The sequence below is a fragment of the Pseudomonas sp. G3-39 genome, from assembly GCF_054790485.1.
Map to the genome: position 1 here is coordinate 3280755 of NZ_CP186497.1, position 24301 is coordinate 3305055.

At 60.6% G+C, this 24301-nt stretch carries 13 protein-coding genes; 5 read left to right on the forward strand and 8 right to left on the reverse strand.

Features of this window, described 5'->3' with window-relative positions:
- Window positions 1–9: 9 nt before the first annotated feature.
- The gene (locus tag ACOYXG_RS14505) at window positions 10–7026 is read right to left on the reverse strand and encodes an NEL-type E3 ubiquitin ligase domain-containing protein (RefSeq protein ID WP_460352414.1); all 7017 of its coding nucleotides are present in this window, start codon (window positions 7024–7026) and stop codon (window positions 10–12) included.
- Between the two features lie 178 nt (window positions 7027–7204).
- On the opposite strand from ACOYXG_RS14505, the gene ACOYXG_RS14510 reads away from it, so the two are divergent.
- Complete coding sequence (locus tag ACOYXG_RS14510; protein ID WP_007967863.1) at window positions 7205–7423, forward strand: DUF2970 domain-containing protein; 219 nt, start codon at window positions 7205–7207, stop codon at window positions 7421–7423.
- Between the two features lie 6 nt (window positions 7424–7429).
- On the opposite strand, the gene ACOYXG_RS14515 is transcribed toward ACOYXG_RS14510, so the two are convergent.
- Window positions 7430–8503 carry an ABC transporter substrate-binding protein gene (locus tag ACOYXG_RS14515; RefSeq protein WP_460352416.1) on the reverse strand — a complete coding sequence of 358 codons (1074 nt, stop codon included), beginning with the start codon at window positions 8501–8503 and terminating at the stop codon, window positions 7430–7432.
- 524 nt (window positions 8504–9027) lie between these two features.
- Here ACOYXG_RS14515 and ACOYXG_RS14520 point away from each other — a divergent pair.
- Both ACOYXG_RS14520 and ACOYXG_RS14525 read left to right on the forward strand, forming a co-directional pair.
- Entirely contained in the window at window positions 9028–10686 is a 1659-nt protein-coding gene (locus tag ACOYXG_RS14520) for a nitrite/sulfite reductase (RefSeq protein WP_027613706.1), read from the forward strand.
- The gene (locus tag ACOYXG_RS14525; protein WP_097087273.1) at window positions 10670–11164 is read left to right on the forward strand and encodes a DUF934 domain-containing protein; all 495 of its coding nucleotides are present in this window, start codon (window positions 10670–10672) and stop codon (window positions 11162–11164) included. The genes ACOYXG_RS14520 and ACOYXG_RS14525 overlap by 17 nt, the downstream gene beginning before the upstream one ends.
- Before the next feature lie 24 nt (window positions 11165–11188).
- Here the strand turns inward: ACOYXG_RS14525 and ACOYXG_RS14530 are convergent, their stop codons facing one another.
- A complete protein-coding gene (locus ACOYXG_RS14530; protein WP_460352419.1) occupies window positions 11189–15955 on the reverse strand; it encodes a dermonecrotic toxin domain-containing protein in 4767 nt (1588 codons plus the stop codon).
- A gap of 244 nt (window positions 15956–16199) precedes the next feature.
- Entirely contained in the window at window positions 16200–17231 is a 1032-nt protein-coding gene (gene sohB / locus ACOYXG_RS14535; RefSeq protein ID WP_460352421.1) for a protease SohB, read from the reverse strand.
- Between the two features lie 204 nt (window positions 17232–17435).
- Between sohB and ACOYXG_RS14540 the strand changes: the two genes are divergently transcribed.
- Both ACOYXG_RS14540 and ACOYXG_RS14545 read left to right on the forward strand, forming a co-directional pair.
- Entirely contained in the window at window positions 17436–18146 is a 711-nt protein-coding gene (locus tag ACOYXG_RS14540; protein WP_027613702.1) for a histidine phosphatase family protein, read from the forward strand.
- 62 nt (window positions 18147–18208) lie between these two features.
- Entirely contained in the window at window positions 18209–18526 is a 318-nt protein-coding gene (locus tag ACOYXG_RS14545; RefSeq protein WP_027613701.1) for an SCP2 sterol-binding domain-containing protein, read from the forward strand.
- A gap of 233 nt (window positions 18527–18759) precedes the next feature.
- Here ACOYXG_RS14545 and ACOYXG_RS14550 read toward each other — a convergent pair whose 3' ends face one another.
- The 4 genes from ACOYXG_RS14550 to ACOYXG_RS14565 are packed head-to-tail and all read right to left on the reverse strand — an operon-like array spanning window position 18760 to window position 24259.
- On the reverse strand, window positions 18760–20334 hold the full coding sequence (locus ACOYXG_RS14550; protein WP_460352424.1) for an ABC transporter ATP-binding protein: 1575 nt from the start codon (window positions 20332–20334) through the stop codon (window positions 18760–18762).
- Between the two features lies 1 nt (window position 20335).
- Window positions 20336–21358, reverse strand: coding sequence for an ABC transporter permease (locus ACOYXG_RS14555; protein WP_460352426.1), 1023 nt, complete (start codon window positions 21356–21358; stop codon window positions 20336–20338).
- Window positions 21358–22422 carry a microcin C ABC transporter permease YejB gene (locus ACOYXG_RS14560; RefSeq protein WP_027613698.1) on the reverse strand — a complete coding sequence of 355 codons (1065 nt, stop codon included), beginning with the start codon at window positions 22420–22422 and terminating at the stop codon, window positions 21358–21360. The genes ACOYXG_RS14555 and ACOYXG_RS14560 overlap by 1 nt, the downstream gene beginning before the upstream one ends.
- Window positions 22409–24259, reverse strand: a complete 1851-nt coding sequence (locus ACOYXG_RS14565; protein WP_460352428.1) for an extracellular solute-binding protein — start codon at window positions 24257–24259, stop codon at window positions 22409–22411. The genes ACOYXG_RS14560 and ACOYXG_RS14565 overlap by 14 nt, the downstream gene beginning before the upstream one ends.
- Window positions 24260–24301: the final 42 nt, after the last annotated feature.

The window sequence follows — 24301 nt, forward strand, 5'->3', positions numbered from 1 at the left end:
TCACCGGGTTTACGCGCCTGACAATTGCCCGGAGGTTCCGGGCAATTGTGCGTTGCCGGCAGACAAACCGATCCGTTCAATCTCCTGTCGCGACAATTCGATGAGCCTGGCATTTCGCGCCGCCGCCTGATCGAACAGCCTGCTCAGATACAGCGGATCGTCAGCACTCAGACCTTCGTCCTCGCCCTCCTCCATCAACTGCAGTTCATCCATTTGCCTGAACGCTTCGGGCTGCTGCTCCTTGAGATAGTCCAGCCAGTAATCGCGCTGGATCAGGTCCTCCAGAAATCTGTCGGAACGTTCCGCGTTAACCACCTCGGCCCGCGCATTGACCAACTGCTGCGGGGTGACACCGGAAGCAAATTTCATGTTTTTCGGCTGCCCGGGCAATTCCAGTCCATCGTCCCAGCCCCCGGTCAGACCGATCCGGTAACCGAGGCGGACTTCGGCTTCGTCGAAACCACTACGCGCCGCCGCCGCTTTTGCCAGTTCATCGACCTTGTCCAGCCGGAACAGCTGCCGCGACAGCGACAACAAGGCCTCGCCGCGGATTCCCGGACGGCCGGCCGGTAAATCGAGCAAGGCGTTGTAGGTGAAGACCTTACTCTCCAGACCACTGAACGTAAGGATGCGCCCGTCCACGCAAGTCCCGTGTGTGGCCGAACCGGCGAAAATCACCTCGCGCAGCTCACTGTTGGCCGCCGCCGCTTCCATGACCATCCACACCCGTCGGGTCAGATCGGCGTTGGCCACGCGAAACTCTTGGGTGTCCTGCAATCGATCAAGCAAATGGAAGAATGCCGCGCTATCCGGTTCGGCAGCGAGTTGATCCCAGAGCTTGTCGCGTGCCAACGCCTGATCCGCCGGCAGATTCGCCAGCCACGGCGCTTTCTGTTGCGCATGGGCCTGTTCGCCCGGGAGGGTTTCGTCGGACTCGATGCTGTCGGTGGTTTCACTGAGCCCGCCGGCAACGTCGTCAGCCATTTCCTCCAGATCGGAACTGGAGAAACCGAGCACTCGCAGGCGATTACCCGCAGCCTGATAGGTTCTGAGCCTTTCAAGCGACTCCTCCGACAGGTTGTAGTTGTCAGTCAGGTCGGTGCCGTCCATCAGCTCATCGTGCTGACCGTCCAGAGCCTGTTCGGGGATGGCGGTGATGTCGTTGCGACTGAGGTTGAGTGTCCGCAGGTGCTGCGCATCCAGCGTCCCGGCCGGCCATTCGGCCAGGTTGTTGTTGCGCAGATCCAGACTTTGCAAATGCTCGAAGTAGCTGGCGTCGAACGCCTCGAGATGGTTGTAGCTCAGGTCCAGCGTTTGCAAATGCTGCAGACCGGACAGCGCGGCATACAGCGGCTCGGTGTCAGTGAAGTTGTTGCTGGCCAGCTCGAGTCGCTCGAGCTGCGGCATTTGCCGGACGCCATCAGGCAGCGCGGTGAGTTCATTGCCACTGAGGGTCAGATCGCGCAGCTGAGTGAAGGATTTGAGAAAGCCGTTGCTGCCCTCGGCCGTCACTCGTGTGCCTGTCAGGTTCAAGCTGCCGACATGCCCGAAATCCTCGGGCAGCGGCGGTAGATCGCCCAATTGCAGGCCGTTGAGATCCAGAACCGCATCGCCCCCGACAGTCGATAACCTTGCGCGCCAGCACGTCAGAATGCGCCACGCCGCCAGGCTGCGCGATTGCGAGGAGATGACCCAGTCAACGCCACGGGTTTCCCGGGTATACAGCCAGCCATTGAGTCGGCGAACGAGGGTTTCAAAGGTCTGGCTCCAGCCCGCGATCCGCTCGCCGATCTGCACATCAGTCGCACCCTCGGTACGCAGCGCCTCGATCACCTGCATGGCTTGTTCATCGGTAAGGGCCGGCTGCACTCGCTGCAGGTTCTGGCGCATCCGTGTCAGCCCGGTACTGACAGGTGCCTGCGTCAGCGGCAGCAACTGGCGGGCCACTGACAAACCGTTCTCCGCCGGCGGAAAAGTCGCCGGCACCGGCTGCCGGGCAAACGCATCCAGCGCGCCGGCAGGCAGGCCGAGGGTGTGCTCGAGCCGCAGTTGCCCCAGACGCAATTCAGCTGACGCCGCTGCGGTCAGCGGCGCACCGGTCAGGTTGATATTGAGCAGTGCAGTGCTCTCGAGTACGGCAGGCGGCAACGTGCTGATACGGGTATCGCGCAGATCCAGCCACCACAGTTGCGGCAGACCTTCGGCCCCTGTCGGCCACTGTTGCAGGTGCGTTGCCTGCAGGTCGAGGGCCTTCAAGCGCTGCAGGCTGCCAACGTTCAGTTCGCTTAGCGGATTGCTCCGCAGATTCAACTGTTCGAGCGCAGGCAATTCACTCAATCCGCGCTCCAGGCCTGAAGCGTCGGTCAACTGATTGTCGGCCAGATCCAGGTGCACCAGGCGCGAAAGGCTCTGCGACTCGATCGGCCATTCGTGCAAGGCATTGTCACTCAGATCAAGGGTTCGCACTTCGCTGAACGCACTGAGGAAACCGCGCATCTGCGCGGCCGCAACGCGCTGGCCGTTGAGCAGCAGCGTGCGTACATGCGCAAATGCGTCAGCGGGTAACGCTGGCAGGTCGCTGAGCATCAGCCCCGACAAGTCCAGAGTCGAAGCGCTGATGGTCGCGCCATAGCGCTTGAACATGCCCTTGCGCCAACTGGTTTTCAGGACATGGGCCAGGTTTGATCGCGCGACAAGTTCGCGCAGCGATTCTGCCGACACCACCACGCGCTGCTGCCACTGATTGAGTTGGCTATCCAGCGCGGCATATTGATCGCTCAAGGCATTGATGGCGGTGAAACGCTGCTGCTCATCCGGCCATTGCTCGAAGAAGCGATTGAACACCCCCTCCGGCGATTGATTCACGCCCTCGCCCAGGCGCCGCAACTCGCCGCGGCAATAATCCCTGACCATCGTCTCTCGATCGATCAGGTGTTCTGGATGGGTCTTGACGTATTCGTACACGCCCGTGAAGTTTTCCCGGGAGAATCTTGACCAGTCCAGCGACAGCCCCGACCAGAGTTTTCCATGCCCCTGCAACAGTGTTGCCGGCACGGTGCTGATTCCGGTGTCCCTGAGGTTCAGACGCTCCAGGGCCGGTAACTCCAGCGCACCCGCAGGCCAGTCGAACAATGAATAGGCGACGATTTCCAGTGTGCGCAGGTTACGCATGCCGCTGACGTCGAAAGCCAGCGGCTGATAGCTCGAGGTGCTGACACTCAAAGCTTCCAGCCGGGTCAATTGAGCCAGGCGTGCCGGCATATCGGCGGCATAGGGCATTGCGCTGTAAAGCGTCAGGTCAGTGAATTCCGGCATGTTCTGCAACACCGCCGGCACGTTGGTGAACGCTTCTGCGGTGGCGTTGATGCGCAGCGACTTGAGCCTGGGGAAACTGCCCAACAGTTCATCGACGTTGGCATCGGTGATGCACCGCCCCCTGACTCGCAGATCGCGCACATGCGAGAAGTCCGCCGTCAGCACCGGCAGCGGATCATCGCAGGTCAGATCGAGGCGTGCGGCACTCGCGTGGCTATCGGCCAGCGGCGAATTGCGCCAGCTCTGCTTGAGGCTGCGCACCACGCTGGATCGACCGCCGATCATCGACTCCAGCGTCGGCTCAGGGGCCGGCACACCTTCCCATTGCGCCAGCGACGATTCGAGTTCCTGCCATTCACGCAGGCGCCTTTGCAACAGCTCGTAGATCTGCGCGTCAGTCCGCCCGGCGGCCAGTTGTTTGAGAATGAACCCGCCCGCCTGCTGATCCGTAAGCGCCGGATACACGTCCTGCACGCGCGTCACCAGCAACGGATTGACGCCTTCGCCGCGACCGCTGGCGTAATAACCCAGCCCGTGCTGGCGTACCCGCACCGGCGCTTTGAAGCGTTGCTTGTGGCCATGGCGTCTGCTCGCCAGTCGAGCCAGTTCGGCACGGTGTCGGGCCACATACCGGATCAGTGCCCGACGCAGTCCGGCGCTACGCGCAACCTGGGTAAAACCCAGGGCCTGTCGCGACTGGTCGGGCAAGGCATGGAGGATTGAGGCAAAAAAGTTGTCGCCGTGACGCGGAACACTGTTGAGCGCTTCGCCGCGCTCGTTGTACGCCTGATAGACCGGCCCGCGCTTGACCAGATACTTGGTAAGGCCTGCACTTTCGCTGCCGACACTGTCAATCAACGGCCCGTCGAGGCTGCCTTCGCGCACCTCGAGACGCACCTCGTCCGACCAGCCCGGCAGTCGTTCCAGGGCGCGCAAGGCCAGCCATTGGCTTTCGCTGCCGCCGGAATTTTCCATGTGCAGGCCGGCGACCGCGTGGTTGAAGCGGCGTTGCCGGGCAAATTCACGGGAGATCTCCAGCAGCCGCAACGGCACCCGCTTGCCGCTTTGCAGGCGCGTCAGTTCCTCGGCGTTCGCCTCCAGCAGCACGCGGATTGCCGCCGAGCTGCCCAACCCCGGTGTCGCGGCTTGTAGCCTGGCGATTCGCGGGTCGTTCAACGCGGGCTCGTCATAGAGCCTGTCGAACATCGCCGGTTGCCGGGTGCGCAGGTAATCGGCGATCTGTTTGCGCAGTTCCAGCGGCCGCGATTCGACCACACGCGCCGGCTCGGCGCCCAGCAGCCAACGTGTTTGCGGCTCATCCAGCGCGGCCAGAATACGCTCAGGCAATTGGCCGTCGAGCACTTCGGCGCGGGTCACCTGGATCGGTGTATGCGTCTGGCCCTCGATCAAGCCTGATTCTGCGCCGAACAGCCGGCTGGGGCCGGACAGCAGCGGTCCGTCGAAGACTTGCAGAATCTTTCCGCTCGGCCAGCGCGGCATTTGCGTGAGCATTGGCAGCGTCAGCAGATACGAATCATCCAGGGGGGTTCCTCGTTCGACCTGATCGATCAGCCGCCCGACCTGCTGATCCGCCTCGTACAAACGTAGCGTATCGGCCAGGGCCAGTGGTGCTGGCTGATGATCGAGGTGCATCTGGCGCAGGGCTTCATCACTGACACCACTGACATCGGCGATTTCGAGCAGTTGCGCATCCGAAAACGCCTCAGTCGAATGCCCGATGCGCCGCAGCAGGGTCAGTCGATCCCAGCTCAGCGGTCGCTCCAGGTTGTGGCGCCAGGCCCCCAGTCGATTGTGCTCAAGGATCGGTTGATACGCCGCAGGATCATGCGGGTGGCGGATGCGCCAGCTTTTCAGGGTCTCGTCGTAGTGCGTCTGGTAGACCTTGCCCTGCTGGCGAATGAAGGTCTTGCCGTCGAATCGATACACGCCCTGCGCATCGGGCACGGCACTCGCCGGAAGGACACTGTCACTGACGTAAGCATCGAGGTCAGGCTTCCACAGGCGGACCGAGCCGTCAGGCCGCTCGACCGGCTGCAGATGCTCGATCACGGGCTCGGCGGAGGCCGCCTGGAGTCGGCCTGCGCCCTTGCCGACCGCGCCCATCACGCCAATCAGCGCCAGGTTCTGCGCCACATCTACCAGATGCGCCTTGGCAGCCTGGCGATCACCTTCCGACCATTCGATAGCGCCTTCGAATGATTCATAGAGCAGTTGCCCGGCCATCACGGTCATCATGATTTCGCCCAGTACCGGGACGAACATCGACACCATGTTCAACGCCATCATGCCGAGTTCGAGCAGATGACTGAGCTTTTCAGCCCGCACCCGGGCGTCGACGTCCGCTGTGGGCACGGCATGCGCACGCGCGTCGGCGATAAATTTGGCCTGGTGCTGCTCATAGAGGTACTGCCACAGATCGGTGTTGTCGGCCCAGATCCCGGCCACGCCTTTGCGCGTGGTTGGCAACGGGTCGAGATACGGGTCAGGCTGCGGCTCGCGCTTGCCGGGGGCTTCGGGTGGCAGCTCCTTGATTCGCGCGATGGTCGACAGTGGCGGTATCAGCTGTGCGACCTTGACCCAGATCGAATGCAACGGGTCACTCGGCGAGTCCGCAGCCTTTTGGGTGAACTGACTGAAATAGTAAGGACGGTCGGCATAAGCCACGAACTGACTGAAAAACTGCTGGTAAGCGGTGGGTCCTTGCGCGGGAGTCGTAGGATCAGTCGCGGTGAACTTGCCTTTGAACACCTCACGCATCTGCGCCATGGTGTAGCGCTTGAGCGGGTGTTGCGGGTCATGGGGAATGTAGACGATGAACTCGTTGGTGTAGCGGTAGCGCTCGCTGATGCTGAACACCACGCAACCGGTCATCCGCCGCTTCATCAGGCTCAGGTCGCGAAACCACACGGCCTTGCCGCCGAGCTGCGGATGGATCTGGCCGTCCACCACCGACAGAATCATCCGGTAGTCGGCGGGCTCGATGTCCTGTTTCAGCAGCGCCCATTCAGCGGCGGCACGCAACGCGGTTTTCTGGCTGGCAATGAAGTGCCGGCGCAAGGTGTCGGTTTTCTCGAAAAACGCTTTGATCCTTGCCTGATAACGGGCACCGACGTCCAGCGAACGACACAGCGTCAGAAACTGCCTGACCGTGATGCCGATGTCTACGGCCTGAAACTCGCCCGGGGTTGCCGTCTCGACCACGAAACCGGATCTGGCGTGATAGGCACCTGCTTCACATTCCGAAGCCTCGAAGTTGTGCAATGCCGCTTGCAGCAAGGGCAGCTTCAACACTTCGAACGTGGAAACTTCAACTTCCAGCACCCCGAGTTCGAGGGGCCGTCTGAGACACAGCAAGGTTTTGCCGAGATCGACCGTGACGTTGAACTGATCCTTGAGTGCCTTGCCAAGCAGCGCCTGGGCAAATGCATCGACGCTTTCAAGGCCGGCCATGGTCTTGTCGAGTCGGCTCTGGGCGACAAAGGCCGCCGTGACCCGGTCTTTCAAGGCTTGTTGCTGATCATTCGAGAAATGGTGATAGCCGTGCGCTGGCCGGGTACTGGCCACTTTCATCGCGGCTCGCCGCTCGGGTGAAGCGGCAATCAGCCAATCGGGGATCAGCTGCTCCAGCAGCTTGCCGTGAAGGCTGGCGCTGACCGGTGCGCGGGGCAATGTCGGGGGATGAGTGGACATCCTGTCTCTCCTGAAAAATGGGAGGACAGGACACCATGTCCGCCACGGTGATCTGCGGTACATAGTTATCGTATTAGCGCGGACGTGTTACCGGACAAGTCAGGAACTCGCGTGCGACCCACGGCACAACCCGCTGGATTGACTATGCTGTCGGGACAGCCTTTCGGACGGGGGATTTATGGACGATCCAGTCGACAACAAGCCACCGAGCTTCTGGCAGATGCTGCACAGCGTGATGGCTGCGGCATTCGGCGTGCAAAGCGGGAAAAATCGGGCAAGGGACTTCACCCATGGCAAGCCCAGCCATTTCGTGATCCTGGGGATCGGCTTCACCGCCGTGTTCGCTTTGACGCTGTTTGTCATCGTCAAGCTGGTACTGCATTTCGCCGGGGTCTGACAGGGTTCAGTGCATCAGGATCTGCAGGCTGAACGGGTAGCGATAGGACGCGGGACGGTCCTTGGCCGACAACTTGCGAAAACTCACGCCGTAATCCGGCGCGGCGCCCATGGCCAGCATTTGCTGTGCCTGATGTTTGTCGATCAGTTGCAGCAGCGACAATTGCCGGTCACGTCCGCCATAACGATCCAGATCGACGCCCTGATCGTAATCATGCAACTCCACCAGCGCCCAGCCACCCAGCGTGAAGTGTCCGCCCACCAGCGCGCTCAAGCGCCCGTCGACCACCGCCTGCAACGCCTCGGGTGAGGTATTGACCGCGCTGAACAGCACATCCTTGCCAGGGACTTTGCCGGCTTCGGCAAACGCATGCATCGCACCGAAGGCCATTTCATCATTGGCTGCCCACACCAGCGACACCTTCGGATAACGGCTGACCAGTTGCCGCGCCTGCTCGTAGGCACGCTGCCGGGTCCAGCCGCTGTACACCAGCTGCCGCAGTCGTACCTGCGGATACTCGGCCAAGGCGCGTTGCATGCCCTGCTCGCGCAATTGCGCTGACGGGGTGATCTTCAGGCCGGAAAACGCCAGGACTTCGATCTGTTCGCCCCGCGCCACGGGAGGGTGCAGGCGAATCAGCTCCTTCATCATCAGGTAGCCGCCCTCCTCGTCATTCGGCACCAGGCTGCCGATGCGATCGGCACGCTCGCCGATCAGCGCCTGCTGATCGGGGGTGAGCACCGCGTTGACCATGAACAGCTTGACCCCGCTGCCCTCCGCCATACGCAGGATCTGCGGCGCCACGTACTGCTCGTTGACGAACACCAGATAGTCGGGACGATTCGGTCCCTGCAGGGCAACTCTGGCCTGGGCCAGGGTGAATTCCGGCTGGCGCTGGGAATAGAGAATCTGCAAATCGACGCCCAGGTCGCGGGCGGCCGCCTGCATGAATTGCGAGTAGCTGACCCAGAAGGCTTCCTGAGTCGAACCCGGGTTGAGGAACAGCACCGACTCGGCTTTCGCTGCGACGCTGACAGCCGCGCCGAACAGCAGCAGGCTGAGATGGACAAACTTCAACATGAATGATCCGGGCCCAAGGAAAAATGGCCGCGCATTATAGCCCTCGAACCAGCGACTATTGACGCCTGATCCCGTTTTTTGTCCGACAATCGTCGGAAGCGGACCCGGATCGGTCGTTTACTGATGACTGACCCAGAATACCGCCGTCCCTACTACCAGAATGATCAGGAACAGAATGGCCCATGCATCGACACTGCTATCGCTTTTTCTTGCCTTGGTCGGATTGCTCATTGCATCGCCTCTTGTCGGTTTTATCGGTGATTGCAGAAAGACTCGATCACAGTTAAGACGATGATTGTCCCCGCGACAAATGTGGGTTAATCAACAACTATTCTCGTTAGGCGATTTGGTTCTTTACATATACTCAAACATCACTTTTGCGCATAACTGCAAACGGGTATATTGCCCCGGCTCCGTTAGGGAGTGCGCGGCCGTGCGCGCGTAATTGCCGAGGCACCATCGGACTCCAGCAAGCGAAAACGCAGCGTTTTCCGAGTAGCCCAAAGCCTGAGAACAGGACTTATATGTACGTATACGACGAGTACGATCAGCGGATCATCGAGGACCGCGTCAAGCAGTTCCGTGATCAGACCCGACGCTATCTGGCAGGCGAGCTGAGCGAAGAAGAATTCCGCCCCCTGCGCCTGCAAAATGGCCTCTACATCCAGCGTTTTGCGCCGATGTTGCGCGTGGCGGTGCCTTACGGCCAGCTGACTTCCCGTCAGGTGCGCATGATGGCCAAGATTGCCCGTGACTACGACAAGGGCTACGCCCACATCAGTACCCGGCAGAACGTGCAGTTCAACTGGCCGGCGGTGGAAGACATCCCGGACATCCTCGCCGAACTGGCCACCGTGCAGATGCACGCGATCCAGACCAGCGGCAACTGCCTGCGCAACGTCACCACCGACCAGTTCGCCGGTGTCGCTGCCGATGAAGTGATCGACCCACGCCCATGGTGCGAAATCGTCCGTCAGTGGACTACATTCCACCCGGAATTCGCCTACCTGCCGCGCAAGTTCAAGATCGCCGTCAACGGTTCGACCGCTGACCGTGCGGCCATCGAAGTCCACGACATCGGCCTGGAGCCGGTCCACAACGCCGCCGGCGAGCTGGGCTTCCGTGTGCTGGTAGGCGGTGGCCTGGGCCGTACCCCGGTGGTCGGCGCCTTCATCAACGAATTCCTGCCATGGCAGGACCTGTTGAGCTACCTCGACGCCATCCTGCGGGTGTACAACCGTTATGGCCGTCGCGACAACAAATACAAGGCGCGGATCAAGATCCTCGTCAAGGCGCTGACCCCTGAAGTGTTCGCGCAGAAAGTCGATGCCGAGATGGAACACCTGCGCGGTGGCCAGACCACACTGACCGAAGCCGAACTGCATCGCGTCGCCAAACACTTCGTTGATCCGGACTACAAGGCGCTGGAGAACCAGACTGCCGCCCTGGCCGAACTCGACAAAGAGCATCCGGGTTTCGCCCGCTGGCGTTCGCGCAACACCCTGGCGCACAAGAAGCCGGGCTATGTGGCCGTGACCCTGTCGCTGAAGCCGACCGGCGTTGCGCCGGGCGACATCACCGACAAGCAGCTCGATGCCGTCGCCGATCTGGCCGAGCGCTACAGCTTCGGTCAACTGCGCACCTCCCACGAGCAGAACATCATTCTCGCCGACGTCGAGCAGAGCCAGTTGTTCACCCTCTGGGGCGAGCTGCGTGAAGGTGGTTTCGCCACGCCGAACATTGGCCTGCTGACCGACATCATCTGCTGCCCGGGCGGTGATTTCTGCTCCCTGGCCAACGCCAAGTCGATCCCGATCGCCGAATCGATCCAGCGCCGTTTCGACGACCTGGACTATCTGTTCGACATCGGTGAGCTGGACCTGAACATCTCCGGTTGCATGAACGCCTGTGGTCACCACCACGTCGGCCACATCGGCATCCTTGGGGTGGACAAGAAAGGTGAAGAGTTCTACCAGGTGTCCCTCGGTGGCAGCGCCAGCCGTGACGCCAGCCTGGGCAAGATCCTCGGCCCGTCCTTCGCCCAGGACGACATGCCGGACGTGATCTCGAAGCTGATCGACGTGTACGTTGAACAACGTACCGAAGACGAGCGCTTCATCGACACCTACCAGCGTATTGGCATCGACCTCTTCAAGGAACGCGTCTATGCAGCGAATCATTAAGAACAACGAGGTGGTCGACGAAACCTGGCACTTGCTGCCCAAGGACGCGACCCTCGACGGCATCTCCAACTGCGACGACCTGATCGTGCCGCTGGCCCTGTGGCGCGATCATGCTCACGCGCTCAAGGTCCGCGACGGCGGGCTGGGTGTGTGGCTGGACGCCGACGAAGAAGCCGAGGAAATCGGTGACGACGTGGATCAGTTTCAGGTCATCGCGCTGAACTTCCCGGCCTTCACCGATGGCCGCAACTACTCCAACGCCCGCCTGCTGCGCGACCGCTATGGTTTCAAAGGTGAACTGCGGGCGATTGGCGATGTGCTGCGCGATCAGCTGTTCTACATGCACCGTTGCGGTTTCGATGCGTTCGCCCTGCGCGCCGACAAGGACCCGTACGAGGCACTGGAAAGCCTGAAAGACTTCTCGGTGACCTACCAGGCCGCCACTGACGAACCGCTGCCGCTGTTCCGTCGCCGCTGACTCGAATACGCCTTGAGCACCTGCTCAAGGCGTACTTCCCTCCTCTTCTGTATCCGAACTGGCCAGCTCATTGGCCGGATGGCGCGCGAGTGCCTGATCGGTGAGCTGGCGAATCAGCGCCTGACGCTCATTTCTGAAATTGTCGTGAATCGCGTTCATCTGCACCGCTGCCTGATCGCGCGTCAGCTCCGCCTGCTCCTCCAGGCGCGCCAATGCCTGCGAGGTTCGAACATAGACAAGGGCGAAAGCGTCGGGGTAGGCCGATTCGAGAAACTCGACCCAGAATCGCTGGCCGATACACCAGTCGGGAAACGCCGAAGAGCCTTCGATACGCATGACGGCCTGATAAGCCTGATCCAGTTCTACCTGCGATACCTCGACATTCAACGGGCTGCTCATCGCCCTTGGCTGCCCAGGCAAATTCAGGCGCTCCGCCAGCCCCACCCGATAGGCCAGACTGAATTCGAGCGCATGCTCGTAGACACTCGGTTGGGCGCGGGTGTTGATCTCTGCCAAGGTCTGCTCTTCCAGCGTTTGCAGGCGAAACAAGCCTCTGAGCAAATGCGTCAGTTGCCGCTCCAGCGGCGCGCCATCGATCCCGGCCGCGACCATGGCTCGGTAACACAGAACCTGGACTTCCATCTCACTGAACACCGCGGAATAACCATCGACACTGGTGGCGACGCGCGCCGTGCGGAACAATTCGCTGCGCAACCGCGTGTCTTCAGCGGCCGCCTCGACCACATTCCACACACGCTGGCTGAAATACGGGTACAACCGGGTGTAATCGGCCGTGTGGATCAATTGTGAAAGTACATTGAAGAAATCCCGCGAGCCGGGCGCTGCCCTTACCGCCTCCCAGGTAACGCTGCGCGGTATCGCTTCGACGGCAGGCCTGCCGGTCAGCCAGCGCGCACTCTGACCTTCATACGACACGCTGGGTAGCGGCTGGTGTTGATAGACCCGGGCCATTACACCGAAACTGACGCTGTTCGCCTGCTGATACGTCGCAATCTGTCGCAAGGCGTCAGGCGACAAGGGGTTACCCATCAGGCGAACGGCGCGGGTGACCACCAACGGAGCCCTGAGTACCGCCTCCGGCACCGTGCTTATCTGGTTATCGCGCAGATCGATCAGTTGCGGTCGTTGCAAACCGGTGGTTCCCTCGGGCCAATGATCGATTGCGCAACCGCGCAAGCGCAGTCTTTCCAGATCCGGCAGTGAGCTGACATCCGGGGCATGCGCAAGATCAACATTGAAGTCCAGGCTCAGCACCCGCAGCTTTTTCAATTGCGCCAGTGACGGCACCGATGCAGAAGATAGACGAATACGGTTCTCGCTCAGATCCAGATGCGTCAGCCAGGGCATGCGTTCCAATGTCACCGGTAACTGGGTCAATTGGTTCCCCCTCAGGGAAAGGCTGCGCAAATTTCTGAAATGACGCAAAAATGCCGTCAGCCCCAGCGGCGTAGTGCCGTCCATGATCAGATGCGTGACGTGGCTGAAATCCCCGACCAGCACTGGCAACTCTCCCAACGGCTCCGGGGCGAAAATCAAGGTGTCGGGTGGCGCGTCGCCCGAGGCCCCCGGTTCTCTGCGCCAGCAGCGGATGATCGCGCGCATGGCCCGGGACTTCGCCGACTGTGGAACATCAAGCAATGAGCCATCGATCCCGTTGTACTGCGTTTGCCGCGTCACCCAACGACTCAGGACTTCGCGAATACCGAGAAACTCCAGGCGCAGCAATTCCAGTTTCATCAGCACCAGGATCTCATTGCGGCCCAAGACGTTGAGTAGCGCATGGATCTGTGCAGGGGAATGGGCCGGGTAGAGTTCCTGAATACGGCGCACCATCACTGAAACGCTCACACCTGAGTTCGCCCATGGCCCCGCCGGGGGCCGGTCAGCCAGGGCCATCGGCGAATAGTCGCCGGGACGTTCGCCCATGGTCCTGGCAAACGTTGTTCGCCGTTGCATGGCAAGCTCGGTGATTTTCTCCCGTAGCCCGTTCGCCCCGGCCTCGATCGACAGGCCCAACGCGACCTTGCGTTGCGCCGACAACCCATGCCAGAGGGCCTGGAAATAATGCTCGCGGGTGCGCCCGGAAAATGTTTTCAGCGCAGCATCAGTACCCTGCAGAACGCTGATGCGGTTCGCCAACACATTGATGATCACCCGCTCACTGGATGAGCTTGACGCCGTCGTTGCAACACTGCCGTGACTGCCCGACCACTCCTGTATCTCGATCGCTGAAGCCCCTGACCAGCCCGGCAAATGTTCAAGGGTATCGAGCACCAGGCGATTGGTACTGTGACCACCGCCACTCTCCAGGTACAGGCCTTCATAGGCTCGACACACAGCAATCGCCTGTTGATAGCGGCGCACCTCCTGCGCCAGCCGCAATGGTACGCGGGCAGCGTCCAGCTCCTGCGCTTCGCCATCCAGGGCACTGCCCGCCAACTCCTCGGCAACACTGGCAGGCAGATCGGCAAAGGTCTTCATCAGCAACGCCACCCGACCATTGCTCGGCGCTTCGTGGCGTCGATAAATTCGCTGGAACAACGGCTCCCGTCGCCCTTGTGCCTGTTCGCCGACGATTTGCACCAGTTTGCGCGTCTGAACCGCCGAATCCTGGCTCGTCAAGCCGAGCAAGTTCTTGCGCCGCTGGCTGCCGAGTGCAGCCAGCAGAGAACGGTACAGTTTCCCCCGATGCACATCCTGCTGAGTTATCTTCAGGATCGTGGTGGCGTGGGTTGCGCCATAACGATTGATTGGCGTGCCCGCTGCATCGACGACACTAATGGCGCAGTCTGCCGGCCAACTGGCCGATGTCGTCAGCAGGTGCAATTGCAGGTCAGCATCCGCCATGGGGGCCGACAACGGGATCTGCAGTTGCTCGATAAACTCCGTCACCGCTGCATCGGCGCGAAATCTCCACACCGTGTCGAGCAGCAAGGCCGGCGGATGACCGCGATCTACATGGATCTGACGCAACACGCTGTCTTCGATACCGCAGACAGCCAGAGCCTGCAGCGCACTGGCATCCGACAGCTCCTCGCGGGGATGGCCGAAGCGGCGCAGCAGCTTCAATCGATCCCAGTCCTGAACCAGCTCGCTGTCATGACGCCAGGCACCCCGATCGTTGGTTTCGAGCAGCGGTGCATAGCGGCTCGCCGATTCCGGCGGCGCCTGCACTTCCCACAGCCCGGTCTGAGGTTCGGGGCGCACTGCATAGTGCAGATCATCGAGCGTCAGGTACGCCTGGCCATCAACCCAACGCAAGCCGCGGCCATCGCGACGCACTCCGGCAGGCAAGGCCCGACGCTGTTGATACACGTGCAGGTCAGGCTTCCAGAGGCGAGACAGCCCTGAAGCCAGTTTGACCATGCGCAAGCGCTCGATAAAAGCCGATGACCTGACGACTTTGAACGCTGTGCCTACCGCCCTGGTACTCGCAGCGAAAGCCGCCATCAGGATCAGGTTTTCGACGACATCGAAAAAGTAATCCGTCGCCTGCTCCTGCTCGCCTCTGGACCAACTGGCAATCCCTTCATAGACCTGCGAGAGCAACTGCACCGCGGTCACCGCCAACAGAGCCTCTCCGACTACAGGTATGAACGATACAGCGACCAACAGCAGGTCGACCCCGATGGCCTTATAGGTGTCCAGTCGGGCCAGCCGGGTTTTCTCGTCTTCATCGTCGGTTGGGACCACTACGAGCCGAGCGTCGGCCATGGTCTGTTCGGCGTGCTGGCGATACATCAGGGTGAACGGGTCGCCCGCAAAATCGATGCCGGACAACGTCACGTAGAACGCGGCACGAGGCAGGATTGAATGACTGTGCGGATACAAACGCCCATCGAGTTCGGTCACCCACACTGCGCGCTCACTGATCTTGATGAAGCGCATGAAGAATTGGCGAAACGCTGCGCCTTTCAACCGCTGGCTCAACTGTTTCTCGAAATCGCTGAAGGATGAATACTCCTTGAGCGGGTGCAACGGATCACCTGGCAGGTAAACAACGCATCGATAGTCGTCATCGGCGTGCTCACTCACCGGGCCGATAAACAGCACACCGTTAAGTGTGACACCCAGCATCTGCAAGCCCTGATAACCCAGGGTGTTGTTGCCCAGTTTGAGCGTGTCCTGGTTATCCTTGACTGCCTGCAACATCTCATGCACTTCGACACTGATGTGTTTCTTCAGCAATGCGACGTGCCGATCCACTTCGAAGCGACACCGCAAGTTCGCAGTAAACTTGCTGCGCAACGGATTGGCCTCGGCATCCACATTGAAGACCGCACGAAGATGAGTCTGATATTGCTGGCCCAAGTCCAGGGTTCGACACAACAGCGCAAATTCATGGGGCTGGATCGATAATATATGCGCTTCTCGACCGGTTACTTTCTCGGGAATATAGATCAAGGAGGTATCGTTATAATTTGTGGCCTGAGCCTCGCTGAGTTCGAAGTTTTCGCAGGCGGCCGTGAGCAGATCCCGATCAACTGGCAACACCAGTTTCCTGCGCAAGCCCAAAAGACTGGAGGTGGAGCGCACGTGCTGAAAAATCACCCCGACGATATCCAGCGAGTGGCCGAGCTTTTGCGACATGGCGCTGGCCAGTAACGGTGCGCAAAATTCTTCTGGAGACTTGAGGTCTTTCAGAAACGGGTCCATTTCACTCTGGGCGCGATGGCTGGCCATCACGCTTTGATAAAGTGTTTGACGCAGTTCATCCGATGCCGACAGCAGCCAGCCGGGAGCATTGTTCTTGATTAACTCAAAGAACATGCCTTTTTGTTCGGGTGTTAATACAGGCGCGACAGCCTGTACAGGTAAGGAAGACATACTGAATATCTCGAAAACTGAAAGTAGCAACAGCTTATCGAGCAGGCTTTTTTATAAAAGCGCGATTTGCCGATGAAAAACTTCAAGTTCGAATCAACTATTCAAACTCAAACTATACATATATACCGCCACCATAAAAAAACCCCTTCCACCGTTACGGTGAAAGGGGTTTTTCTTTGGCCTTTTCTTACCAGAATCGTTGCTGGGTCAAGCGGCTCCACCAGCTCAGCAGCACGCGATCCACTGAACCGCTGGCGGCCATGCCGATGCGCTCCTGCAGGCTTTTGCGCTCGGCGTAATGCAGGTGATAAACCTCGGCTTTCTTCGCCCGGTCGGCCAGGTATTCATCGCTGGTCTTGAGCTCGTCGACCAGTTGTTTGTCCAGCGCTGCAACACCAAGCCAGACCTCACCGGTAGCCACTTCATCAATCGCCAGTTGCGGGCGATAACGGGAAACGAAGTTCTTGAACAGCTGATGGGTGATGTCAAGGTCTTCCTGGAACTTCTCCCGGCCCTTTTCGGTGTTTTCGCCGAACACGGTCAGGGTGCGCTTGTACTCACCGGCGGTCAGCACTTCAAAATCGATGTCGTGCTTTTTCAGCAAACGGTTGACGTTGGGCAACTGCGCCACCACACCAATCGAGCCGAGAATCGCGAACGGCGCGCTGATGATCTTCTCGCCAATGCACGCCATCATGTAACCGCCGCTGGCCGCGACCTTGTCGATACACACGGTCAACGGCACGCCGGCTTCGCGAATACGTGCCAGTTGCGAAGACGCCAGGCCGTAGCTGTGCACCATGCCGCCGCCGCTTTCCAGACGCAGTACCACTTCGTCCTTTGGCGTGGCGAGGGTCAGCAGTGCGGTGATTTCGTGACGCAGGCTCTCGGTGGCCGAGGCCTTGATGTCACCGTCGAAATCGAGCACGAACACCCGGGATTTGCTCTCGGGTTTGTACTTCTGCTTCTTCTCGGATTTTTCCGATTTGGCCTGGCCCTTGCGCAAAGCCTTGAGCTGATCCTTGTCGAGCAGGGTCTGCTCCAGACGTTCACGCAAGCCTTTATAGAAATCGTTGAGCTTGCTGACCTGCAACTGCCCCGCCGACTTGCGCCGGCCCTTGCTGCGCAATGCAGCAAAACTGGCGAGCACCACCATGATGGCGACCACCAGCGTTACGGTCTTGGCCAGGAAGCTGGCGTATTCGGTGAAAAACTCCACAGAGACTCCTTAAAACAATGCGCGGATGCAAAACACGCGCGGGATGGTTCCAGCATACCCATGCGCCGCCTCGTCGGCCAGCCGTGAAACCTCTGGCAACAGGCCTGTAACGAGCATTTCAAACAAGCGTATGTTTTTTCATTGACAGCACTCTTTCATCCTCATAACCTCGCCAAACCTTCAACGTACCGGGATGACGCGGACGTGGGCAGCATCTATCTGATTCGACATGGCCAGGCCTCCTTTGGTGCAGACGACTATGACGTCCTGTCGCCCATCGGTGTGCGCCAGGCAGAAGTCCTCGGCCAGCACCTCGCCGAGCTGGGAATCCGCTTTGATCGCTGCCTGGCCGGCGACCTGCGTCGTCAGCAGCACACGGCCAGCAGTGCGCTGGAGCAATTCAGCGCCAAGGGCCTGTCGGTACCGACGCTGGAGACCGACTCCGCGTTCAACGAGTTCGATGCCGACGCGATCATCCGCGCCCTGATCCCGGCCATGCTCGAGGACGAGCCGGAAGCCATCGACATCCTGCGCAACGCGGCGCAGAACCGCGCCGAATTCCAGCGTATCTTCGCCCTGGTCATCGAGCGCTGGCTGGCAGGCACCTACGACACCCCCGGGCTGGAAAGCTGGCTGGGTTTCGTCGAGCGGGTACAGGCCGGACTGCACCGGATCCTCGAACAGGCCGACGGCAACCAGAAAATCGCCGTGTTCACCTCCGGCGGCACCATCACCGCCCTGCTACACCTGATTACCCAGATGCCTGCCCGGCAGGCCTTTGAACTGAATTGGCAAATCGTCAACACCTCGCTCAACCAGCTGAAGTTCCGCGGTCGCGAGGTGGCTTTGGCCTCCTTCAACAGTCACGCACACCTGCAACTGCTGAAGGCTCCGGAACTCATCACTTTCCGCTGAGTCCGGATAATTGTGACCCTTGCTGTAATCAACCAGCGCCTAACCCAAGAAAGGATCGAACCATGACCTCCGTAGCTGATGCCGTAAAAGCGATGCAAGCCAAGTTCAACCCAGCCGCTGCTGCCGGTCTGGATCTGGTTTTCGGTTTCAACATCACCGACGAAGACAAGCACTACGCGCTGATCGTCAAAGACGGTACTTGCGACATCCAGGAAGGTGAAAACCCGGACGCCAACTGCACCCTGGTACTGGACAGCGCAACTCTGAAAGACATCGTCAGCGGTGAAACCGACGGCATGCAAGCGTTCATGGGCGGCAAGCTGCGCGTTGAAGGCGACATGATGCTGTCGATGAAGCTGTCCGAGCTGTTCCCGTCGTAAGACGTCGTTCGTTTTGAAGAAAATCCCGCCCCTGTGGCGGGATTTTTGCGTCTGGCTCCCGGGTTTCGTCATAAACAGGTCATAGGTGGGAGGGGGCTTGCTCCCGAAGACGTCGGATCAGCCACAAGTTTTGCCGCCTGTCACACCGCTTTCGGGAGCAAGCCCCCTCCCACATGGGTCACGTGGCGCACCATAAACCGTGGCATGCACCTTCTACTACGTTGGAGCTGTCATCAACCAGCAAATGATGCCGCCAGCAGCTCCTGCGTATAGGGATGCTGCGCATCGCTGAATAGCGCACTGGTCTCGCCACGCTCCAACACTTCGCCATCCTTCATCACTATCAGGTCATGAGCCAACGCCCGCACCACCGCCAGGTCATGGCTGATGAACAGATAAGTCAGCCCATGCTCTTCCTGCAGCCGCCGCAATAAAGCAACGATCTGCTTCTGCACCGTGCGATCCAGTGCCGAGGTCGGCTCATCGAGCAGAATCAGATCAGGCTTGAGCACCAGCGCCCGAGCGATGGCAATCCGTTGGCGCTGGCCACCGGAGAACTCGTGCGGATAGCGATGTCGGGTCGCCGGATCGAGACCGACTTCGCGCAGCACATCGATCACCGCCTGCTCACGCTCGGCAGCATTCAAGTCGCTGTGTACCTGCAAGCCCTCGGCAATGATCTGCTCCACACACAAGCGCGGGCTGAGGCTGCCGAACGGGTCCTGAAACACCACTTGCAGGCGTTTGCGCAGTGGCCGCAGCTGCTTGCCGCTCAACTGCTCCAGCGCCTCACCGGCAAAGCGAATGCTGCCCTCGGCGTCGATCAGGCGCAAAATCGCCTGACCCAAGGTCGACTTGCCCGAGCCCGACTCGCCGACAATCCCCAGCGTTTTGCCGCGCTGCAGATTCAGATCGATGCCCTTCACCGCGTCCAGCCAGGTTTTGCGCCGCAGCCAACCGCCGCTCAGACGAAAACGCACCTTCAGACCGCGCACCTGCAACAAGTCCTGCGCCACATCCCGGCACAGCGCTTCGCCCCCCGGCTCGGCGTTGAGCAATTCGATACTGTAGGGATGCTGCGGCGCACGGAACAGCTGCTCGCACGACGCCTGCTCGACGATCCGCCCACTGCGCATCACCGCCACCCGCTGCGCAATGGTGCGCACCAGATTCAGGTCATGGCTGATGATCAGCAGCGCCATGCCCAGGCGCTGCTGCAAGTCTTTGAGCAGCAACAGAATCCTGCGCTGCACCGTCACATCCAGCGCCGTGGTCGGCTCGTCGGCGATCAGCAGTTGCGGCTCGCAGGCCAGCGCCATGGCAATCATCACCCGCTGGCGTTGACCTCCAGAGAGTTGATGCGGATAGGCCTTGAGCCGTTCGCGCGGCTTCTGAATGCCGACCAGCTCCAGCAACTCAAGAATGCGCTCACGGGCTTGCGCGCCCGCCAGGCCTTTGTGCAACGCCAGGCTCTCACCGAGTTGCCGTTCGATGGTGTGCAGCGGATTCAGCGAACTCATCGGCTCCTGAAAAATCATCGCGATACGGTTGCCCCGTAACTGGCGCAGATAGCGCTCATGCACGCCGAGCAGCTCCTCCCCGGCATAACGAATGCTGCCGTCGATCCGCGTGATGTTCGGGTCAAGCAATTGCAGAATGCTGTGGGCGGTCACCGATTTGCCGGAGCCAGACTCCCCGACCAGCGCCAGGCATTCGCCCGGACGAATATCGAGGTCGATGCCATGCACCACTGGCTGGCCATTGAATGCCACACGCAGGTCGCGGATTTCGATCAGGTTTTCGCTCATCTCAAGTCCTTGGATCATAGGCATCTCGGCAAGCCTCACCGATGAACACCAACAGAGAAAGAATCAGCGCCAGGGCAAAAAATGCCGTCAGCCCCAACCACGGCGCTTGTAGATTGCTCTTGCCCTGACCGATCAATTCGCCCAGCGAGGCGCTGCCGGCGGGCATGCCGAAACCGAGAAAATCCAGCGCCGACAAGGTCGCGATCGCCCCGGTGAGAATGAACGGCAGATAGGTCAGGGTCGCGCTCATGGCGTTGGGGAGGATGTGCCGACTGATCACCTGCGCGTCGCTGACACCCAGCGCCCGCGCGGCTTTCACGTATTCCAGACCGCGGCTGCGCAGGAACTCGGCGCGCACCACATCGACCAGACTCAGCCAGGAAAACAGCGCCATGATCCCCAGCAACCACCAGAAATTCGGCTCGACGAACCCGGACAGAATAATCAGCAGATACAACACCGGCAGCCCCGACCACACCTCCAGCAATCGCTGCCCGAGCAGATCGACCCAACCGCCGTAATAGCCTTGCAAGGCCCCGGCCGCAATGCCGATCAGCGCACTGGCGGCGGTCAGTGCCAAGGCAAACAGCAGCGACACCCGCGTACCGAAGATCACCCGCGCCAGCACATCCCGCGCCTGATCGTCGGTGCCCAGCCAGTTCTCGCCGCTCGGTGGACTCGGTGCCGGTTCAGTCAGGTCGTAATTCACCGTATCGAAACCGAACGGGATCGGCGCAAACCACATCCGCCCGCCCTGCCCCTCGATCAGTTGCCGCACCTGCGCGCTGCGATAGTCCGGCTGGAACGGCAGTTCGCCGGCGAAATCCTGCTCGGTGTAGCGCTTGAACGCCGGGAAATACCATTGGCCCTGATACTCGACCATTAACGGTTTGTCATTGGCGATCAGCTCGCCGCCCAGGCTCAGGCCAAACAGCAGCAGAAACAGCCACAGTGACCACCAGCCACGTCGATGGGCCTTGAATCGCGCCCAACGGCGCTGTCCTATGGGAGATAAGGTCAGCATCAGGCAGTCCTCGCGGTGAAGTCGATGCGCGGGTCGACCAGCGTGTAGCACAGGTCGCCGAGGAGTTTTATCAGCAGGCCGAACAGGGTGAAGATGAACAGCGAACCGAACACCACCGGGTAATCGCGGGACACCGCCGCCTCGTAACTCAGGCGACCGAGGCCATCCAGCGAGAAGATCACTTCGATCAGCAGCGAGCCGCCGAAAAACACCGTCACCAGTGCCTGAGGCAGGCCGGCCACCACCAGCAGCATCGCGTTGCGAAACACATGGCCGTACAGCACCTGACGTTCACTCAGGCCCTTGGCCCGCGCCGTCACCACATACAGCCGCGAGATCTCGTTGAGAAAGCTGTTTTTGGTGAGGATGGTCAGCGTGGCGAATCCACCGATGACCAGCGCGGTGACCGGCAACACCAGATGCCAGAAGTAGTCCGCGACCTTGGCCCACGGCGACAGCTCGGCGAAGTTGTCGGAGACCAGTCCGCGCACCGGAAACCAGTCCAGCGCGGAGCCGCCGGCAAACACGATGATCAACAACAGCGCAAACAGAAACCCCGGCATCGCATAGCCGATGATGATCGCCACGCTGCTCCAGACATCGAACGCCGAACCGTTGTGCACGGCCTTGCGGATGCCCAGCGGAATCGACACCAGGTAAGTGATCAACGTGGCCCACAAGCCCAGTGACAAGGTCACCGGCAGCTTCTGCCAGATCAGCTCGGTGACGCTGGCGCCACGGAAAAAGCTCTGGCCGAAATCCAGTTGCGCGTAGCTCTTGAGCATCAGCCACAGGCGCTCACCGGCCGGTTTATCGAAGCCGTACTGACGCTCGATGTCGGCCACCAGTTTCGGGTCGAGCCCCCGGGTGGCGCGGGATTCGCCACCGATGGTTTCGACATGACCACCGCCCACCGCCGCGCCGACACCAATGCCCTGCAACCGGGCAATCGCCTGTTCCACCGGGCCACCCGGCGCGGCCTGCACGATGACGAAGTTGACCAGCAGAATGGCGAGCAACGTCGGCACGATCAGCAGCAGACGCCGCAGGCTATAACCCAACATGGGCGTACTCCTTTTGCTGTTGCTGCATCTGCGTGGCGGTCAGCGCGGTCGGGCTGATTTCCCACCAGGTATCGAGCCCGGCGTCATACAGCGGCGCCGTCGCCGGACGGCCGAAACGGTTCCACCACACCGTGGAAATCCCCGGCGGGTAGTAATTGGGAATCCAGTAGTAACCCCACTGCAACACCCGATCCAGGGCATGGGCATGGCGCAGCAGGCTTTCGCGGTTGTCGGCCTGCACCAGCCCTTCGAGCAAGGCATCGACCGCAGGATCACGCAGCACCATGTAGTTGTTCGAGCCGGGATCGTCGGCGCCGTCGGAGCCGAAGTAATTGAACATCTCGCGCCCCGGCGCCTGACTCACCGGGTAGCCGACCACGATCATGTCGTAGTCGCGGTTGCGCACGCGGTTGGTGTATTGCGCGGTGTCGACCTGGCGAATATCGAAGCCGATGCCGATCTGCGCCAGGTTGCGCTTGAACGGCAGCAGCAGTCGTTCAAAGCCCTTCTGACCGTTGAGAAAAGTGAACTGCAGCGGCTCGCCATTGGCGTTCACCAACTGATCACCACGGGGTTTCCAGCCGGCGGCTTCCAGCAGTTTCAAGGCCTGCAATTGCTCGGCGCGGATGTTGCCGCTGCCGTCGGTTTTCGGCGCTTCGAAGACTTGGGTAAACACCTCGTCGGGGATCTTGCCGCGCCACGGTTCGAGGATTTTCAGCTCCTCGGCATCCGGTAACTCGGTGGCCGACAACGCACTGTGCGAGAAGTAACTGCGCTGGCGCAGGTACATGCTGCGCATCATTTGCCGATTGCTCCATTCGAAATCCCAGAGCATGGCGATCGCCTGACGTACCCGGCGATCCTGAAACATCGGTTTTTGCAGGTTGAACACGAAACCCTGCGAACCTTGCGCAGCACCCGGCGCCAGATGTTCGCGAAGCAATTTGCCCTGCTCCAGCGCCGCGCCGGCATAGCCGATGGTGTAGCTGGTCGCGGAAAACTCGCGGTTGTAATCGAAGCCACCGGCCTTGAGCACTTGCCGGGAAACATCGGTGTCGGCGAAGAACTCCACGCTCAAGTGATCGAAGTTATAGAGGCCGCGAGTGATCGGCAGGTCCTTGGCCCACCAGTCGGCAACGCGCTGAAATTTCACGCTGCGCCCGGCATCCACCGCGCTGATCCGGTACGGGCCGCTGCCCGGCGGGATCTCGAAACCGGCGCCCTCGGCGAAGTTGCGCGTACGCCACCAATGTTCGGGCAGCACCGGCAGCGTCGCCAGATCCAGCGGCAAGGTGCGGCTGTCGTTGTTCTTGAAGTTGAAGCGCACTTGCGTTGGCGACTCCACCACCACGTCGGCGACGTCACGAAACTGCTGGCGATATTTGAGGCTGCCCTGAGTGGTGAACAGTTCGAAGGTGTAACGCACGTCTTCGGCAGTGATTGGCGTGCCGTCGTCGAACCGGGCCTTGGGATTGAGGTAGAAGCGCAGCCAGCGACGATCCGCATCCAGTTCCATCTGCTGCGCCACCAGACCGTAGACGCTATAGGGTTCGTCCTTGCTGCGATAGGCCAGCGGCGCGTAGAGCCAGCCGTCGATGTCGGCGACGCCGGTGCCTTTGTCGATGTACGGAATCAGGTGATCGAACGGGCCGCTTTCCAGTGAGGAGCGGCGCAGCGTCCCGCCCTTGGGGGCGTTGGGGTTGGCGTAGGCCAGGTGTTGAAAGTCCGGGGCGTATTTGGGGGCTTCGCCGTAGACCGTGAGGGCGGGTTGTGGGGCGGCCCAACTGAAGGGGCTTGAGAGCGCAAAAGCGCTGAGCAGAATGAGCCTGGATAGCATTGGCAGATCCTTTCACAAGGTGTTGCTACTGGCCTCTTCGCG

Bases quoted from the DNA above. Each gene is read 5' to 3' on its own strand.
- ACOYXG_RS14505 (WP_460352414.1), bottom strand. From the start codon at position 7,026: ATGTCCACTCATCCCCCGACATTGCCCCGCGCACCGGTCAGCGCCAGC.
- ACOYXG_RS14510 (WP_007967863.1), top strand. From the start codon at position 7,205: ATGGACGATCCAGTCGACAACAAGCCACCGAGCTTCTGGCAGATGCTG.
- ACOYXG_RS14515 (WP_460352416.1), bottom strand. From the start codon at position 8,503: ATGTTGAAGTTTGTCCATCTCAGCCTGCTGCTGTTCGGCGCGGCTGTC.
- ACOYXG_RS14520 (WP_027613706.1), top strand. From the start codon at position 9,028: ATGTACGTATACGACGAGTACGATCAGCGGATCATCGAGGACCGCGTC.
- ACOYXG_RS14525 (WP_097087273.1), top strand. From the start codon at position 10,670: ATGCAGCGAATCATTAAGAACAACGAGGTGGTCGACGAAACCTGGCAC.
- ACOYXG_RS14530 (WP_460352419.1), bottom strand. From the start codon at position 15,955: ATGTTCTTTGAGTTAATCAAGAACAATGCTCCCGGCTGGCTGCTGTCG.
- ACOYXG_RS14545 (WP_027613701.1), top strand. From the start codon at position 18,209: ATGACCTCCGTAGCTGATGCCGTAAAAGCGATGCAAGCCAAGTTCAAC.
- ACOYXG_RS14550 (WP_460352424.1), bottom strand. From the start codon at position 20,334: ATGAGCGAAAACCTGATCGAAATCCGCGACCTGCGTGTGGCATTCAAT.
- ACOYXG_RS14555 (WP_460352426.1), bottom strand. From the start codon at position 21,358: ATGCTGACCTTATCTCCCATAGGACAGCGCCGTTGGGCGCGATTCAAG.
- ACOYXG_RS14560 (WP_027613698.1), bottom strand. From the start codon at position 22,422: ATGTTGGGTTATAGCCTGCGGCGTCTGCTGCTGATCGTGCCGACGTTG.
- ACOYXG_RS14565 (WP_460352428.1), bottom strand. From the start codon at position 24,259: ATGCTATCCAGGCTCATTCTGCTCAGCGCTTTTGCGCTCTCAAGCCCC.